Raw genomic sequence first — 17,815 nt, 5'->3', positions numbered from 1 at the left:
TTATATTCTTGTATTTAATTTAACCATATTAAACTTCTAATCCTATATAATTGGAATTATTAAGGTATTATTCTTCTTAAGAAAGTCAATATTAATAGTATTATATAGAAGATTAGTATATAATAAGATTTATAATAAAATTTTGGATTTAATAGAAAATTAGTTAAATTTGTTTACATAAATAAATTTATATAAATTAAAAATTCTAATTTAAATTATAGGAGGAAACAAATGTTAAGTGAAAATCTATTAAATAATCTTAATGAACAAGTTAATTTTGAATTTTATTCATCTTATACTTACTTAGCTATGTCTGCTTATGCTGAATCAATTGATTTAAGTGGATTTGCTAATTTTTTTAGAGTTCAAGCTCAGGAGGAACTAGCTCATGCTATGAAGTTATATGATTATATTTTTCAAAAAAATGGTGTAGTTAATCTAAAAGAGGTTCCACAACCTGAAGGAAACTATGATAACATTATTGATTTATTTGAAAAAGGTTATGAACATGAACAGTTAGTAACTAAGAAAATTTACCAACTAGCTGACATTGCTCTTGAAGAAAAGGAACATGCAACAATTAGTTTACTTAAATGGTTTATCGATGAACAAGTTGAAGAAGAAAATAATTTCAACTCATTTTTAAAGAAAGTTAGAAGATCTGATGGAAATCCTGCAGCTATATATATGTTGGATGAAGAACTTGCGAAAAGAGTTTATACACCTCCAACAACTACTGCATAAATAATCTAAACCTCAGATAAAAAACCTCATGAGTTAATTAACTCATGAGGTTTTTAATTGTATCAAAGAATTTGTGAATTAATAGATATTATTAACTTTTAAAATCATATATCTCTAACTTTCCATCTACATACTATATCTTCAATACAGTCTACTAAAATAAATAATATTAATCCTAAAAAACTTAAAATTACTATAGCTGCATACATATCTATATAATCAATTCTTGTCCATGCATCTTGTATAAAATAACCTACTCCAACTTTTGTTCCATAAGCTTCTACAAAAAATAAAATTGAAAAAGCTGTACCTATAGCTACTCTAACATTAGTTAATATATCTGGTAATATTGCTGGAATAGTTACATGGCGAATTAATTGAAACTTTGTTGCCCCTAAACTGATTAATGGATTATAATTTTCATTTATTATATTTGATACTGCATCTCTTACTGATACTATTACTTGAAAAACAGTTATTAAAACTATCAATGTTATCTTCGATCCATCTCCAAGCCCATATATAGTCATAATAACTGGTAATAAAGCAGTTTTAGGAATGGGATAAGTAAAATATATTAATGGGTTTAATAATTTATCTACTTTCTTTGAATATCCCATTAGTATTCCTAATGTAATTCCAATAGCAAAGGATATTAATAGTCCTATAGACACTCTATATAAACTCTCTAGTATATGTGTATAAAACTTTTCTTTAAAAAGCTCAGGTATATAACTATATATTTCATGTGGCTTAGGCACAATTCTTGAATTCATAACCATGCTAAAAATATACCAAAGTACATTTAATATTATAAATCCCTTAATAAATACACCAATCTTTTTTAGTGCTCTCACTTATCCCAGCCCCTTTTCACCATATTTTTTATATGTGAAAATAATCTTGAATAGTCTTTATCTTCTTTATAATTTTTATTATTAAAAAGTGTATTATCTATTACTTCGATAATTTCCCCTGGAGTGTTAGACATTACAATTATTTTTTTACCCATATATAAAGCTTCATCTATGCTATGAGTTACAAAAAATGTAGTCATTTTATTTTCATTCCAAATGTCTAGAAATAATTCTTGTGCCTCATCCCTTATAATAGCGTCTAAAGCTGAAAAAGCCTCATCCATTAGAAGTAAATCTGGCTTCATCAAAAAGCTTCTTACTATTGAAACTCTCTGTCTTTGCCCTCCACTTAATTCTCTTGGAAATCTATTTTCTAATCCATTTATGTTCAATCTTTTCATCATTGTATTCATTTTTTCTATAGTTTCACTATTAATTTTTTCACCTCTTATTTTAAAAGGTAAAAGACAATTTTCTTTTACTGTTTTCCAAGGTAAAAGCCCAAAATTTTGAGGAATAAGTCCAATTTTATGAATATGAGGGTTAAGCTCTTCTTTATCTAGAAGAACCTCTCCCTCATACTTTTTTATTATCCCTGATAGTACATTAAGTAATGTGGTTTTACCACAGCCTGAAGGGCCTATTATTGCACATATATCATCACTTTCAGCCTTAAAACTTACAGACTCTAAAGCTTTGACTCTTTCTTTGGATTCATAGAAAACAGATATATTTTTTATCTGTATCATAAAAATTCCTCCACAAACTACTTAACTGCTATATCACTGATTACATCTTTAGCTTTTAGATCTTTTTCTATTATTCCATTAGATTTTGACCAATCTAATACTTCTTGAACCTTTTCTTCTGCTGGTAAATAATTTTTATTAAATTCAGGTAACTCAATCTTTCCCTTCATATCTTCTGAATATCCAACTGTTGATATAATTAAATCTTCATATTTACTTATATCATTACTATTAATATCATCAATAGCCTTGTCATAAGCCTTATAGAAACTCTTTACTACTTCAGGATTTTTATCTATAACACCTTGTAAAAATGCAGTAGTTGAAATCATTATATCTTTATTATATATTTTAACTATTTCTTTTCCACCATCTGCAATTGCTTTATCATTAAATGGTGCTGGCAATATAGCTGCATCTATTTGATTATTTTTAAGTGCTTCTAATCTTGCTGGCATTGCTGGTATTGCTACTTTTTCAACTGCATTAGCATCTATTCCATTCTTACTTGTTATATAATAAGCTAAGTAATCAATCATAGTACGCTCTGATATTCCAATTTTCTTTCCTTTTATATCATTTATAGAGTTAACTCCAGAATCTTTTCCAGATACTAAAGTCCAGTAACCATTAGTTGTTCCTGTAATTTTCATATCTATTCCTGAATTTTGATAAATAGAAATAGCTACTTCATCACATAATACTCCATCTAATTCTTTCGCTTGAAGTGCTGCATCTCTATCTTTGGCTGCTTTAAATATTTGAAGATCAAGATCTACTCCTAATTCATCAAAGTATCCATTTTCTTTTGCTATTACTAATGGTACAGCATCAATAGATCCCATTACACCTACTCTTAGCTTAACCTTTTCTTTTGTTTCTTTTGGAGTTTCAGCTTTGTTTCCACAAGCCACTATAGCTGTTGATAAAACCATTGCCATAGCTAAACTTAATATTTTTTTAATTTTCATTAGATTTGTCCTCCCACTTGTTGAATAGTTTATTATTTATATTAAGATAATCTAATATCTTTCCGATTAAAAAGTCTACCAAATCATTCATTGAAGTTGGATGATGATAAAATCCTGGCATTGCAGGGATTATTCCAACTCCAAGTTTTGATAATCTAAGCATGTTTTCTAGATGTATTGAATTAAGAGGGGTTTCTCTTGGAACTATTATAAGCTTTCTTCCCTCTTTTAAAGCTACATCTGCTGCTCTGCATAATAAATTTTTAGATAATCCATGACTTATTTCAGCTAATGTTCCCATAGAGCATGGTAATATTATTACTGCATCATATTTATTAGACCCACTAGCTACCCCTGCAAATAGATTATTATTATCTTCAAGCTTTACATTTTTATAATCTTTTGTTAATTCTTTAACCCATGAGTCTAAATCTAAAGCTAGCTCATACTTAAATACTTGTCTCCCTTTTTCTGTGGCTACAATATTTACATAAATTTCTTCATTTAATAACACTTCTATTAACCTTTTAGCGTATATGCTTCCACTTGCTCCAGTAATTCCAACAACTATTTTTTTCATGTTTTTCTCCTTATATTAAACAGTCTAATAAACCAAAAACTAAAAACACAATACTTATTACTTGGTTAACGTTATATGAAGCAATTTTAACATTCTTTAAATTAACTTCACTTACCATGTTGTGCTGCACTATAAATAATATACCTATTATAAATAATCCTATGTAATATAAAGTTCCTAGCTCATTTGATAATAAGCCTACTATTACTAAACAAATTAATGCAATTACATGAAATGCTCTTGATATTAATAAAGCATTTTTAACTCCAAATCTTGCCGGTATTGAGTGAATTCCATTATTAGTATCAAACTCATAATCTTGAGCTCCATAAATAATATCAAAACCGGCTACCCATAACGTGTTAGCTGCTCCCATTACTAATGGAAGAAAAATAATCTTGCCAGTAACAGCAAGCCATGCACCTACTGGTGCTGCTGCTGAAGTTATACCAAGAACTAAATGACACATCCATGTAAATCTTTTAGTATAAGAATATATTATCATTAGAAATAAAGCTATTGGCGAAAGTATTAAACAAATTGTATTGAGCTTCCATGCCGCAAAAACCATAATTCCAAAACATATTACTACAAAAATAAGTATTTCTTTTTTATTCATTAAACCTTGTGGAACTTGCCTTGTAGCTGTTCTTGGATTCCTTGCATCTATTTCAGCATCTATTACTCTATTTAAAGCATTTGCTCCTGTTCTTGCCCCTAAAAAAGCTACTACTATCCAAAATATTGTATTAAAATTCAACTTTCCATTTCCCGCTAGCAACATAGAAATCAAAGCAAAGGATAATGAAAAAATAGTATGAGAAAACATTACTAAGGTTCCATAATCGGTAATCTTATTTTTCACTTTACTAAATTCCATATTCTGACCACCTTTTATCTACTTGCTTCTTCATTTCTTCTGACATTTCTATATCTTCTGGCCATTCTCTAGTATGACCTTCACTAGGCCATTTTATCGTAGCATCTATTCCTATTCTGCTACCATAGAAAGGTATGTCTGCTGCATGATCTAGTGCATCTAATGGTCCTTCTGATATTACCAAATCTCTTTTAGCGTCAATATTATTAAATACCTTCCAAGCTACCTTAGATACATCTTGAGGATCTACATCTTCATCTACTATAATAATCATTTTTGTATACATCATTTGTCCCATTCCCCATAATGAATTCATTATTTTTCTTGCATGTCCTGGGAACTTCTTTTTAATAGATACTATAACACAACTATGGAATACTCCTTCTAATGGGAAATTAATATCTATTATTTCTGGATTCATCATTTTTAATAATGGTAAGAAAATTCTCTCTGTAGCCTTTCCCATATAGCAATCTTCCATTGGTGGCTTTCCTACTATTGTAGTTGGATAAACAGGACTCTTTTTATGCGTAATACATGTTACATGTAATACAGGATAATCATCTGCTAAGGAATAATATCCAGTATGATCACCAAAAGGTCCTTCTCTTCTTAACTCTTCATTTACATCTACATATCCTTCAATAACAAATTCAGCATCTGAAGGAACATAAATATCATTTGTAATTGATTTAACCATATTTATAGGCATTTTTCTAAGAAATCCTGCAAACATCATTTCATCTACCATTTTAGGTAGTGGTGCTGTTGCAGCATATGTAATTGCTGGATCACAACCTAATACTACTGATATAGGCATTTTACCGCCAAGCTTTCTATATTGTTCATATATTTCTCTTCCGTCTTTATGCCAGTGCCAGTGCATACCTGTAGTGTTTTTATCATAAACTTGCATCCTATACATACCCATGTTTTGAATACCAGTATCAGGATCTTTAGTTATAACTAAAGGAAGTGTTATAAACTTTCCTCCATCTTCTGGCCAACACTTTAATATAGGTAACTCTGATAAATCAGGATCATGATTTATAACTTCTTGACAAGCTCCCTTTGTAGGTAGTTTAATAGGAAACATGGTTGCCATTCTACTTAGTCTAGGTAATGATTTAAATTTATTAATAAGTCCCATATAATTAGCCATATCAATAAATTCTTCTATATCATTTCCAATATCATTTAACTTTTCAACCCCTAATGCCATGGCCATTCTTTCATAAGTTCCCATAGCATTAATTAAAACTGGATACTTTGATCCTTTAACATTTTCAAATAGTAATGCTGGACCATATTCCTTTGAAACTCTATCTGTTATTTCTGTGATTTCTAATTCTGAATCTACTTCAGCCGTTATTCTCTTTAATTGATCCTTTTTTTCTAACTCTTTAATAAATACTTGCAAATCCTTAAAAGACATAAAACACCTCCAAATTGTTGTTTGCCTTCACCATTTTCAACTTTACTATATTACTATATTTTTCTTACTATTTCAACAAACAGCTTGTACTATATATTACTTTTAACATTTCATTTATATCTAATTCCAGCTATAATTATAAATATATATGTTTCAATTAATAATCTACATCCTTACAGTATAATAAGATTAAAAGTAAATAGTCTTATTTAAGTAAAATGACAAAATTGAAAGCATATATATTATTTAAATTTTTATATAAGTTGCTGAAATACTTACTTTATTTAAATACTAACAAATTTAAAAATAATTCATTTAAGGTAAAATATTTATTACAACTTATATACTAAAATAAACTTTAGGAGGATCTCCATGGTTCAATTAACAAAAAAATTTAAAGATTATAATGTAAATTGTATAGCTATAAAAATGGGAAATGATTTGAATATAAGTATCTATGGTGGTGACACTCCCCATATTGGTGCTGTTGCCCTTGGAATCCCTAGAGAAAGTCTTTTAGATAAAAATAAAATAAGCTCTTCTGTATCAATACTAACAATTACAGGACATAAAGAAGATATAATAGTTCAAAATGTTGCTAAAAAAATATCTAGCACTCTTAATAGTACTGTAGTTATTTCCTGCGGAATACATATTGATAATATTACATTTGATGAAATTGAAAGCTTAAATTCTATAATAGACGAACTTGTAAATGAATTAATACAAAATATTAAATAATTCTTATGTCAAAAGCATGGACAGTAGCTAGTTTTGTTTAAAGTCAAATCTACCTACTGCCTTTTTATTAAACTTCATATAAAACTTCATCTAAGTTTTTAATTAAAACTTCTATATTTTCTTCAGTTATTACTAATGGCGGTTGGAAAGCTAGTACATTTCTATTTAATCCATTCTTACCTACTATTAGTCCTCTATCCTTTAACTTTTCTAATATTATGTCAGTTTCTTCTGTTGCCGCTTCTCCATTTTCTTTTACTAGTTCTGCTCCTAGCATAAGACCTAAACCTCTAACCTCTTTTATTATATTGTATTTATCTTTTAAACCCTCTAATTTATCTTTTAATATTTTTCCTAATTCTTCAGCCTTCTTGCACAACTCATTTTTCTCTATATAATCTAAAACTGCCATAGCAGTAGCTGATGAAACTGGGTTCCCTCCTAGTGTTGATGCAGATGGCTTCGTAAATGATTTTGCTATTTCATCATTAGTACAAAATGCTGATATTGGCATACCATTACCAAGTGCTTTTGCCACTGTCATTATATCTGGTACAACATCATAATTCTCTATAGCAAACATTTTTCCTGTTCTAGCAAAACCTGTTTGAACTTCATCAACTATTAATAATATTTTATTTTCTTCTAATATTTTTTTAAGTTCTTTAAAGTACCATAATGGTGGAGTTATTATTCCTCCATTTCCTTGTATAGGCTCAGTTATTAAAGCTGCTATATTTTCAGCTCCTCTTTTTTAATTATATCTTCAATACTTTTTAATGATTCTCTTGCAGCATCCTCTGTATTAAGATTTTCATCCCATACATTACTTGCAAAGTGAAATACAGGTGATAATTCTGGATCAGCTCTCCACATTGGTATTGCTGTGGCACTCATAGTCAAATAAGTTCTTCCATGTAGTCCGTTATTTAATGCAATAAACTCCTTTTTACCTGTATATAATCTAGCTAATAGCATTGCTCCTTCATTTGCTTCTGAACCTGTACAACAGAAAAATGAACGTCTTAAGTTTCCCGGTAGTACCTTAGATAATCTTTCTGCTAAATTAACCATTTCCTCAGTTAAGTAAATAACTGTTGTATGCTGAAGTCTTTGCATTTGCTTAATTGTTGCATCTAATATTTCCTTATTACAATGCCCACAGTTCATTACTGATACTCCAGCAAAAAAGTCTATATACTTATTCCCCTTATCATCATATAAATACTGCATGTCTCCCTTTACTATTTGTGGGGGATTCTTGTAAAAATGATTTCCTTGAGATGATGGAAACAAGTACTGCTTTTTCTTTTCGATTATTTTTTCTGCTCCAATCAAAATCTATTCCTCCTCAATTATATTGCCTTTATACTAAAAGTTTATCTGCTTAAAATACCCTTTAGAAATATTTTCTACTTAATTAAATTGCATTGCTCCTAAAGTAAAGCCTAAACAATCATAATCAAACTCATTAAATATTTCACTACAAAGTTCTAAATTCTTTAATGCCTTCTTATAATCTTTTATAATATTTCTCAATGTATCACTATCATAGCTACATCCTTCAATTCTAAAAGACTTAGCTCCTAGTTCATTTAGTTCCTTTAATATTGGCATATAGCATAACTCTTTTGATAATAGCATATGATTATTTCCATTATTGTCTCTATATACAGGATGTTCATTTCCTTTATCATCTATTAATAAAAGAACATTTTTATCTCTATATTTTCTATCACTATTTTTATTAGCCTCTAATACTTTAGTATTTTCATATAGATCATGACTCATATACATTACAACTGGTGAACCATGAACTATTATTTCTAATGGTAATGATGACTCCATTAATATTTCCTTTGTATTTATTACTGGAGATTCACAGGATAATGTTCCTAAGGTTACTCCTTGATTTTCATAAAAATCTGCTGAAAGCTTATTATATATATTTAATGAATAGTCTCCAATAAGATCTAATCCTAAATCTTTAAACTTCTCTATGCTGCCTAAATTAGTAACTAATATTCCATCAATGCCTAAATTAGTATTTCTTAATAAATCGTTATAATTAGAAAAATCTTCTTCATACATCATTCTTGGTAATCCTAAATAAATTTTAGAATTTCTTTTATTCTTAACTATATCTATTATTTCCTCTTTGCTAAATGGACTATTAGGCTGGAATACTTCCCCTGATAAATATATATTATCTACACTCTCTTCTATAGCTACCATAGCTGCTTCATATGAATTTACTTTTACGCTTAGCTTTACTTTATCTTTTGATTTTTTATCAACTTTAAGAAGCTCTTTAACTTCTACTACTCTTTCCTCACTTATTTCAAACTCATCAACAGGTTTACTAAATACTTTACCTGTGCTATAGAACTTTCCAGTACCTTCATAACGCTCATTTATATAAGAAAGTCCTGGATTTCCAAAGGCATAGGCTGTTGAAAAATCTCTCTTTCTATTTTCATATAAGCTTTCTGCTTCTTTCTTTCTATCATACTGAATAGGATCATTTATATATCTATCTATAGCATCACTATATGTATTTATTAAATTTATAAGATAATCAGCATCTCTCATTCTTCCCTCTATTTTAAAAGAAACAACTCCAGCATCAATTAATTCTGGAATATTTTCATACATATACATATCTTTTACTGCCATAGGGAAAGTTGTATCATATTGTTGTCCTTCTTTATTAGTCTTATAAGCCCAACGACATGGCTTCATGCACATACCTCTGTTACTGCTTTTTCCAAATAACATTCCACTATAAAGACATTGTGAGCCATGAGCTACGCACATATCCCCATGGACAAAGTATTCAAACTCCATATTTGTCTTTTTTGAAAATTGTTTTACTGTATTTAAATCTATATCTCTAGATACAACTACTCTTGTAATACCTAACTCATGTAACTTTTTTATAGTTTCAAAATTATGTACATTCATCATTACAGATGAGTGAATATTTAAATTTAGTCCTAAATCTTTAATTAACTTTACTACGCTCATATCTTGTACTATTAAAGCATCTGGTTTAATCTTCTCAAGGAATCTAAGATATTCCTCAGCCTGTAATAAATCCTCTGAACTTAATAGATTATTTACTGTAATATAAACTTTTTTATTTAGAGAATGTGCTAGATTTATTGCTTCCTCTAGCTCTTCATTTGTAAAATTAAAGTCTTTTCTATGCAAACGCATATTAAATATTTTCCCACCTAAATAAACTGCATCAGCTCCACTTTTTATTACTTCCTTAAAGATTTCATAGTTTCCAGCAGGAGCTAATAACTCAACTTCTTGATTATTAAAGTATCTACTCATCTTGTGTTTCCTCTTTCTTGTATATTGTTATTATTTTAACCTTTATTAATTATATCACAACAACTAAAAAAGTGGACATATGTAAATTTACTTACCAAGGCTTTAAATGTAGTTACTACATAAATTTATTAGATACCTACTATATACCCCATTCCTCTTTTAGCTGATTAACTATTTTCCCTAGTAATGTATAAAGCTAATAATAAATGTAGTTCCTACGCCTTCTTCACTTATTAGTCTTATTTCTCCTCCAAGTTCCTCTATTATACTTTTAGATAAAGATAATCCAATACCTATGCTCTTTGGATTTATACTACCTTCACCTTTATAAAATCTCTTAAATACGTTATTTATATGCTCCTTTGGTATTCCTGGTCCATTATCTTTAATATATATTTTAGTTATTAACTTACCTGCTGATACTCTTATTTCTATCTCTTTTCCTTCTGCTGTATGCTCAATTGCATTTTTTACAATATTTGATATTGCTTCTCCTAGCCATCTTCTATCATGAAATAGTTCGCAATCCAAGTCTCCTGTTATAACTAATCTTTGATCTTTCTTCTTTGCCTCTTCTATTAATGAAGATATTGATAAGTTAATTGTTTCTCTTAATGATTGCTTTTCTTTATAAAACTTAATAACTCTAGCCTCTAGTCTTCCTACCTTTAAAAGATTCATTATAAGCCATTCCATTCTTAATTGCTGCTCTTCACATTTTTCTAAAAACTTCCTTCTATCTTCAAAAGGCATATTTTCATTTTCTTTCATAATATCAGTAAACATAACTATAGATGCTAACGGTGTTTTTAATTGATGTGATATATCAGATAAAAAATCCTTTAAGTATTCTTTTTCTTCTTTTAATAAATGAATTGATTTATTAGCTCTATCTCCCATATAATTTAAAGAGTTAATTAATACAGCTATATCCCCTTCTTCATATACCCCCTTAATACTCTCAAACTCTCCTGATGACGCTTTAGATATAATTTTAATTGCACAATCTAACTTAGAATATATTCCTTTCAATTCTTTAATAAATATTAAATAAAGTAAAACTGTAAATATTATACTTATAGGTAAAAATGTAAGAAATATTTTTATATAAAATTTATTAGTTACTTCATTTGTTATTATTGATAAATCATCATCATATCCATAACTCTTTAATAATTTCTTTGCTTCATTTATCTCTTCATCAGTTTTTATCTCATAAAATCCTTTTATTACATGATTAATATCTTCGCCTTCTATAACACTGCTTAAAACTGATGTGTTTTGATCAATTAATGTCTTATTTATATTTTTCACTACTCCATATGAAGCTACAAAAATTATTGATATACCTATTATAAAAATAATTATAAATTTTATTGTTACTCTTTTTACTTCAGGATTATTATATAGTCTTTTTAAATCCATTCTCATTCACCTATCCACTTATAACCTATTCCTCTAACAGTCTTAATGTATGGTCTTTCTTTATCTTCTTTAATCTTCTCTCTTACTCGATTTATATATACTGTAAGGGTATTTTCTTCTATAAAGTCCCCTTCAATATCCCAAAGTTTTTCTAATAAAGTCTTTCTAGTTAAAACATTTCCTTTATTTTCAATTAATAATAATAATAATTTATATTCCACTGAGGTTAACTGAAGCTTTTCGCTCTCTTTATAAACTTCATACTTTAAAGGAAATATAATTAAATCTCTAAATATAATTTTATTATTATCTTCTTTTATAGCAGAACCCTTTCGTCTAGCAACAGCATTTATTCTAGCTACTAGCTCCCTTACTCTTACTGGCTTAGTTATATAATCATCTGCTCCTAAATCCAATCCCATTACTACATTTACCTCTTCATCACATGCAGTTAAAAAAATTATTGGAACATCACTTTCTTTTCTAAATTCTTTACATAAATCATATCCATTACCATCAGGTAAATTTACATCTAATAATATAATATCTGGATCTATAGTGTGAATTTTTCTCCTTGCTTCTTTTGCTGTAATAGTATGAACAACATTAAAGCCTTCATTTTTTAGAGAATATTCAATTCCCATTGCTAGTGTAACATCATCTTCAACTAATAAAATATTCATATTTCCTCCTAAAGAACCTATCTATATCTATTTTAATATAAATCAAAATAATTTACAAAATGGGTTATTTTATCCAATTTGTTATAGGAAACTTCTTTTATAAATTTATGCTACCATTTCTCATAAAAATTTTTCATATTTAAATAATTTGGATTTATTTAATAATAAAAAAGTCGATATATATAGGTTTACTTATTCCGTCGCTTTGCTCCAAGTAATCTCAAGCCTATATATATCGACTTGAAAACTGAATGATGTAAATTATCAAAAGTTATTCACAGGGTAAATTTTTTATAATTTCCTAAAGAATAAAAAATGCTACATTATATATGTAGCATTTTTATAATTAAATTTATTATTAAAACTATTCTTCTTCAGAAATACCTTCTACTACTGTTAATTTTTTTAATTTATTCATAGGAAATACTGTAGCTATATATGTTACTCCAACTGCGCATACTATTGAAAGTCCAAAGGCAATAAAGTCAAATTTATATTTAATTTCTGCAAAACCTGCTGATATTTTTATTAATACTGCTAAAAGTATTGCTGATATTACTCCACCTATTATTGCTGCAATTATTCCATATAAAGTTCCCTCTAATAATACACTTTTCTTAAGCTGCTTTTCTGTCATACCTATAGCTTTTAATGTTGAAAATTCCCTTTTTCTTAATAAAAGATTTGTTGATATAGTATTAAATATATTAACGACAGATATTATTGAAACTATTGCTATAAAACAATAAACAAAAAATTCTACTTGCTTATATATACTTTCTACTTGATTAAATGCCTCTCCCATATCCATATAACTATATCCCTTATCTATAGAGTTTTCATTAAAATATTGTACTGCGTCATTTCTAGCATTCACATCATCATTAAAGCTAAAAAATATAGCATTATATTTAAAATCTTTCACCATACGACTATATAAATCTTCATGGAACATTAATTGAATCCCATTCTTAAGATTATTTCCAACAAGAGGCTCTCTATCAGCTATTGCCACAATCTCTAACTCGTAAAAATCACCATTCTTTATAGCTTCTTCTATTTTATTTATACTATTTTCTAACCTTGAACTATAATCATCAATCTTTGGTATTTTTATCTTATCTCCTACCTTATACTTTGTTGCCCTAATAGTTTCTACATCACCATTTTCATTACGTACTTTAGTACCATCTAAAAGTATTACTCCATTTTCCTTTAACTTAGTTAAATCTAGACTTCCTGATACAATATATCTTTCAATTGCCTTTAGCTCATCATCTCCCCCAATATATCCTCGACTACCACCAAAGTCTACAAAACCTAATGCATTATAGTTTTCACTAAATTCCTTTGAATTAGTTTTAGCAGCATAATCTTTATTAACATATTCAACTGGCAGTGCAAAATTTAAACCTTCTGAATAATACTTATAAATACTCCTAACAAAGCTTAGCTCTTCTAATTCTTTAACTTGTTCATCTTTTAACATTTCACCGTTAGAAAGTGATAGTGCAGAATCATAAAGTGAATATTGATATTGTTGTAATACACCTTGTTTTGCGAAGTCTAGAAATCCATAAAATACATTAAAAATAATTATTGAAATTGTTAATGCTAGGGATGTGACTACAAATCTAACTGGTGTTCTTCTAATATTTTTATATGCTATATTTCCCTCTATTCCAAATATTTTAGTTACTAATTTCCCTTTTCTTCTCTTAAGCTTACCTAACTTAATTTCATTTTTATTTCTTATTGCATCAACAGCAGATATTTTATTAGCTTTCTTAGCTGGTCCAATTATAGATAATAAAATTGTAATAGCAACTAACAAAGCTGTACCTAAAATTATACTTGGATAAAATCCCACCTTAAAATCCTCTATAAACATTAAAGTATCACCAATAAATATCTTTATTCCATACTTTAATGATAAAAACCCTATTATGCAGCCTAATGGAAGGGCTATAATTCCCATTAAGAAACCTTCTTTAAATATAATTCTTCTTATTTGCTTTGGTGTAGCCCCTATTGCTTTAAGTATTCCAAAATATCTAATCCTCTCTATTACAGATATATTAAAGGAATTATATATAACAACTATTGTGCATATCATTATAGTTATAATAACAAAAATGGACATTTTCTTTAATGAACTAGTTACATAACTATTCCCACCATTGCCAGTTAAATATAATAACTCGTGATTATCACTCTTATTTTTATAATCAATATTATTTTCTCCCATAATTTTTGATATAATCTGTTGTTTATTTTTCTTTGATTTTAAATTTATATATAAGGTATAATCTAAATTTTCTTCTAGATTAGTATCATCAAAATATCCCATTAATCCTATTGCTGAATCAGAAACATATGAAGTCCCTTCTTCTATTCCAACTATTTTTAATACCTTAATATTTTCAGAATCATCTTTTAATGTAATTTCATCCCCAACATTCACATTTAATATTCTTTTATAAGATGTATTAATTATAACTTCATTTTCATTAATTGGTGTACGTCCTTCTAATATTTTAGAAGTTTGCATTTTTTCATAGTAATCTTTATTTCCTCTGCTTATAGATATATCTTTTTCAACACCATCAATTTTATAGTTAGTGTTATCATCTACTATTATTGATGCATCTTTTACTTCTGCATTATTTTTTATCTTTTCTCCTTGATCATTGGTAATATTATATAATACAAACTCAGCATCTCCGACACTTCTTTTTTTCTCTGCTATCATTGAATCTCTAAAGCTCAAAAGAAATGTTCCTACAGCAAAAATTAATACAGTTGCTAAAACTATTCCCATTACTGTTAAAGAGGTACGCTTCTTGTTTTGCTTCATATATCTATTAGATATTTCACTATAACTTTTCACTATATTACCTCCTATTCACAAACTTTACCATCTTTTATTTTAATTATTCTATCTGCATTTTCTGCTATACTTATATCATGGGTAATTACTATTGCTGTTTGATTATATTTTCTTACTGAGAGCTTTAACATATCTAATATTTCCTTTGATGTCTCACTATCTAAGTTTCCAGTTGGCTCGTCCGCTAAAATAATAGCTGGTTTATTTATTAATGCTCTTGCTATTGCAACCCTTTGTTGCTGCCCACCTGAAAGCTCTGATGGAAGATGGTTCAACCTATCTTTAATTCCTAAGGTTTTAACTAAATCTTTAAAATATTCATCATCTACTTTTTGGTGATCTAAAAGTGCTGGCATCTTTATATTTTCTTCTACTGATAAAACAGGTATTAAGTTAAAAGATTGAAATACAAATCCTATTTTTCTTCTTCTAAATATAGCTAATTTTTCTTCTTTTAACTTATAAATATCTTCTCCATCTATAATTACCTTTCCACTTGTTGGTCTATCTACTCCTCCAACCTGATGAAGAAATGTACTTTTTCCTGAGCCACTTGCACCAACTACTGCTACAAATTCCCCTTTTTCCACAGTTATGCTAACATTATCTAAAGCGATTACTTTATTACCATATTTTCCATACATCTTACTTAAATTTTCTGTTTTTATAACAACCATTTTTTATTCCTCTCTTTCTCTTATTTATCCTATGCCTTTATAATAAGATAGAAATATTACTATAAGATTAAATCTATTATTACAAATTTGTAATAAATAATTTTTTTACTTTTCTCTATGATTATATAATAAAAGACCCATTCCTATTAAAAATAAAAATGGATCTTAATTAAAAGATTATATATCTAATTATGTTTTATCTAAAAGATATTTTTTTATATATATCTTATGTGCAAATGACATTACTGTAGATCTAACTACTTCTGCCTCATAGATAATCTTTTTAGTAGAACTATGCCCCGAAAAATTTCTTGTAGTAAAAACAGATTTTAAAGCTTTTTCAAGTTCTATACAAAAAAAATCATATGCTTCTTCTATAGGACAAGTATTTATCTGTTTATTTATAAGAGTACATATTTCTTTTAAAGTAAATACTTGTTTTAAAGTACAAACTACAATTAAATATGCTAAATGTTTTTCATCATATTTTTTATCTTTTGGAGGATAAACTACCTTTTGTTTTACATAATTATTAAGCATTGTAGGAGTTAGTAATTTCTCATCACTATTAATATTTATTACACTTAATACATCCTCTATATATGTGATAACCTGCTCTTTATACAGAGATACTTTAGGTAGTTCATCAAACCTTGGGCAATGAAAATCTAAAAACTCATTAAAATTTTCACCCCTATTACTTTTATCCATTATAGCCTCCAATTTATATCATCATTTTAATAAATCATGCTTTTTTATTACTTGTATCGCAACGCATCCTGGACCACCTTGTGTAGTAAATGCTGGACTTAACAGCTTAACTTCTATATCAACACCTTTAATATTTTCTAATATAACCTCTTTTGCTTCATCTACTAACTCTTCTTTACAAGCATGAGAAATATAAATCTTATAACTTGAATCAATATTATTTTCAGTTAATGATTCACATACCTTTTTAATTGCCTTTTTAAATGTACGTTTAGTAGTGAATTTTGCAAGAGACTTACCATCTTCTGAAAGTACCATTACTGGAACTAATTTAATTGCACTACCTATTTTACCAACTAAAGATGAAACTCTTCCACCCCTTGCTAAAAACTCAAAATCGTGTGGAATTAAAAATGACTTTGATGTTTCAATTTTTTCATTTATTTCATTTAAAATCTCAGTCTTTGTATATCCACTCTCAACAAGTTTAACAGCTAAGTCAACTAAATATCTGTGAGGCCCACAAAGAGTTTTTGAATTAATTACTGTTATACGCTCTGGATTATTATCCATATTTTTTGCCATACATGCTGAGTTATATGTACCTGATAAACCATCTGCCATTGAAATATTTATTATTTCATCCTCTGGATATTTACTATATAAATCTAATACATATCCAATAGATGGTTGTGAAGATTTAGGAATATGTCCTTGGTTTATAATATCAATAAATTCTTCTGTATTAATATCTTCATATTCCCTATATGTCTTGTTATTAATGCTAACTGTAAGAGGAGCAATATCAACATTATTAGCTTGTCCCTCTTTGATAGAATAAAGTGTAGATGAGTCTGATACAATTTTTATCATCTTTTCTCTCCAATTTCGTATTTTAATCTAATATATGTAGTTTTCAAAACTATTTGTTTCAGATTATCATACTAAGTAATCGATGTCAATAACATTTTTTCAAGTATTTAAACCAATAATTTCTATCTATCTTTAGTTAATTTCATTACTTCTTTATTGCTAAATTATATATTTATATTATTTAACTTCTAATCCCATTGAATAATAGTATAAATATTATATTCATACTATTATTCAATGAGATTTTAAATATTATC

17 protein-coding genes are annotated in these 17,815 nt (G+C 27.9%); 2 read left to right on the top strand and 15 right to left on the bottom strand.

What is annotated here, in order from left to right:
* The first annotated feature begins 231 nt into the window (after positions 1 to 231).
* On the top strand, positions 232 to 744 hold the full coding sequence (locus tag ACH36K_RS06345; protein WP_322412690.1) for a ferritin: 513 nt from the start codon (positions 232 to 234) through the stop codon (positions 742 to 744).
* A 104-nt stretch (positions 745 to 848) separates the two neighbouring features.
* Here ACH36K_RS06345 and ACH36K_RS06340 read toward each other — a convergent pair whose 3' ends face one another.
* The 6 genes from ACH36K_RS06340 to ACH36K_RS06315 are packed head-to-tail and all read right to left on the bottom strand — an operon-like array spanning position 849 to position 6,216.
* A complete protein-coding gene (locus ACH36K_RS06340) occupies positions 849 to 1,601 on the bottom strand; it encodes an ABC transporter permease (protein ID WP_411170107.1) in 753 nt (250 codons plus the stop codon).
* On the bottom strand, positions 1,598 to 2,350 hold the full coding sequence (locus ACH36K_RS06335) for an ABC transporter ATP-binding protein (protein WP_411170106.1): 753 nt from the start codon (positions 2,348 to 2,350) through the stop codon (positions 1,598 to 1,600). Before ACH36K_RS06335 ends, ACH36K_RS06340 begins: the two co-directional genes overlap by 4 nt.
* 17 nt (positions 2,351 to 2,367) lie before the next feature.
* Complete coding sequence (locus ACH36K_RS06330; protein ID WP_411170105.1) at positions 2,368 to 3,321, bottom strand: ABC transporter substrate-binding protein; 954 nt, start codon at positions 3,319 to 3,321, stop codon at positions 2,368 to 2,370.
* Positions 3,311 to 3,901, bottom strand: coding sequence for a UbiX family flavin prenyltransferase (locus tag ACH36K_RS06325; RefSeq protein ID WP_411170104.1), 591 nt, complete (start codon positions 3,899 to 3,901; stop codon positions 3,311 to 3,313). The genes ACH36K_RS06330 and ACH36K_RS06325 overlap by 11 nt, the downstream gene beginning before the upstream one ends.
* Positions 3,902 to 3,911: 10 nt before the next feature.
* Positions 3,912 to 4,781 (bottom strand): UbiA-like polyprenyltransferase, encoded by an 870-nt coding sequence (locus tag ACH36K_RS06320; protein ID WP_411170103.1) that lies wholly within the window; start codon positions 4,779 to 4,781, stop codon positions 3,912 to 3,914.
* Positions 4,771 to 6,216, bottom strand: a complete 1,446-nt coding sequence (locus ACH36K_RS06315) for a menaquinone biosynthesis decarboxylase (RefSeq protein ID WP_411170102.1) — start codon at positions 6,214 to 6,216, stop codon at positions 4,771 to 4,773. Before ACH36K_RS06315 ends, ACH36K_RS06320 begins: the two co-directional genes overlap by 11 nt.
* 372 nt (positions 6,217 to 6,588) lie before the next feature.
* Between ACH36K_RS06315 and ACH36K_RS06310 the strand changes: the two genes are divergently transcribed.
* Positions 6,589 to 6,957 (top strand): hypothetical protein, encoded by a 369-nt coding sequence (locus ACH36K_RS06310; protein WP_411170101.1) that lies wholly within the window; start codon positions 6,589 to 6,591, stop codon positions 6,955 to 6,957.
* Positions 6,958 to 7,024: 67 nt separating this feature from the next.
* Here the strand turns inward: ACH36K_RS06310 and ACH36K_RS06305 are convergent, their stop codons facing one another.
* From ACH36K_RS06305 to ACH36K_RS06265, 9 genes are all read right to left on the bottom strand, one after another.
* Positions 7,025 to 7,648 (bottom strand): aminotransferase class III-fold pyridoxal phosphate-dependent enzyme, encoded by a 624-nt coding sequence (locus ACH36K_RS06305; RefSeq protein ID WP_411170661.1) that lies wholly within the window; start codon positions 7,646 to 7,648, stop codon positions 7,025 to 7,027.
* Between the two features lie 41 nt (positions 7,649 to 7,689).
* Positions 7,690 to 8,295: an aminotransferase class III-fold pyridoxal phosphate-dependent enzyme gene (locus ACH36K_RS06300; protein ID WP_411170100.1), complete on the bottom strand. Its 606-nt coding sequence runs from the start codon at positions 8,293 to 8,295 to the stop codon at positions 7,690 to 7,692.
* 78 nt (positions 8,296 to 8,373) lie between these two features.
* Positions 8,374 to 10,299 carry a peptidase U32 family protein gene (locus ACH36K_RS06295; protein ID WP_411170099.1) on the bottom strand — a complete coding sequence of 642 codons (1,926 nt, stop codon included), beginning with the start codon at positions 10,297 to 10,299 and terminating at the stop codon, positions 8,374 to 8,376.
* A gap of 180 nt (positions 10,300 to 10,479) precedes the next feature.
* Positions 10,480 to 11,724, bottom strand: coding sequence for a sensor histidine kinase (locus ACH36K_RS06290; RefSeq protein ID WP_411170098.1), 1,245 nt, complete (start codon positions 11,722 to 11,724; stop codon positions 10,480 to 10,482).
* A 2-nt stretch (positions 11,725 to 11,726) separates the two neighbouring features.
* On the bottom strand, positions 11,727 to 12,407 hold the full coding sequence (locus ACH36K_RS06285; RefSeq protein WP_411170097.1) for a response regulator transcription factor: 681 nt from the start codon (positions 12,405 to 12,407) through the stop codon (positions 11,727 to 11,729).
* Positions 12,408 to 12,771: 364 nt separating this feature from the next.
* Positions 12,772 to 15,297 carry an ABC transporter permease gene (locus ACH36K_RS06280; protein ID WP_411170096.1) on the bottom strand — a complete coding sequence of 842 codons (2,526 nt, stop codon included), beginning with the start codon at positions 15,295 to 15,297 and terminating at the stop codon, positions 12,772 to 12,774.
* An 11-nt stretch (positions 15,298 to 15,308) separates the two neighbouring features.
* Positions 15,309 to 15,974 carry an ABC transporter ATP-binding protein gene (locus tag ACH36K_RS06275; RefSeq protein WP_411170095.1) on the bottom strand — a complete coding sequence of 222 codons (666 nt, stop codon included), beginning with the start codon at positions 15,972 to 15,974 and terminating at the stop codon, positions 15,309 to 15,311.
* A 189-nt stretch (positions 15,975 to 16,163) separates the two neighbouring features.
* Positions 16,164 to 16,685 (bottom strand): DUF1836 domain-containing protein, encoded by a 522-nt coding sequence (locus tag ACH36K_RS06270; protein ID WP_411170094.1) that lies wholly within the window; start codon positions 16,683 to 16,685, stop codon positions 16,164 to 16,166.
* A 21-nt stretch (positions 16,686 to 16,706) separates the two neighbouring features.
* A complete protein-coding gene (locus ACH36K_RS06265) occupies positions 16,707 to 17,558 on the bottom strand; it encodes a DegV family protein (protein WP_411170093.1) in 852 nt (283 codons plus the stop codon).
* Positions 17,559 to 17,815 lie beyond the last annotated feature (257 nt).

The sequence above is a fragment of the Clostridium sp. MB05 genome (assembly GCF_046581255.1).
Lineage (GTDB): Bacteria > Bacillota > Clostridia > Clostridiales > Clostridiaceae > Clostridium.
This window is presented reverse-complemented; position numbering and strand designations above follow the sequence as displayed.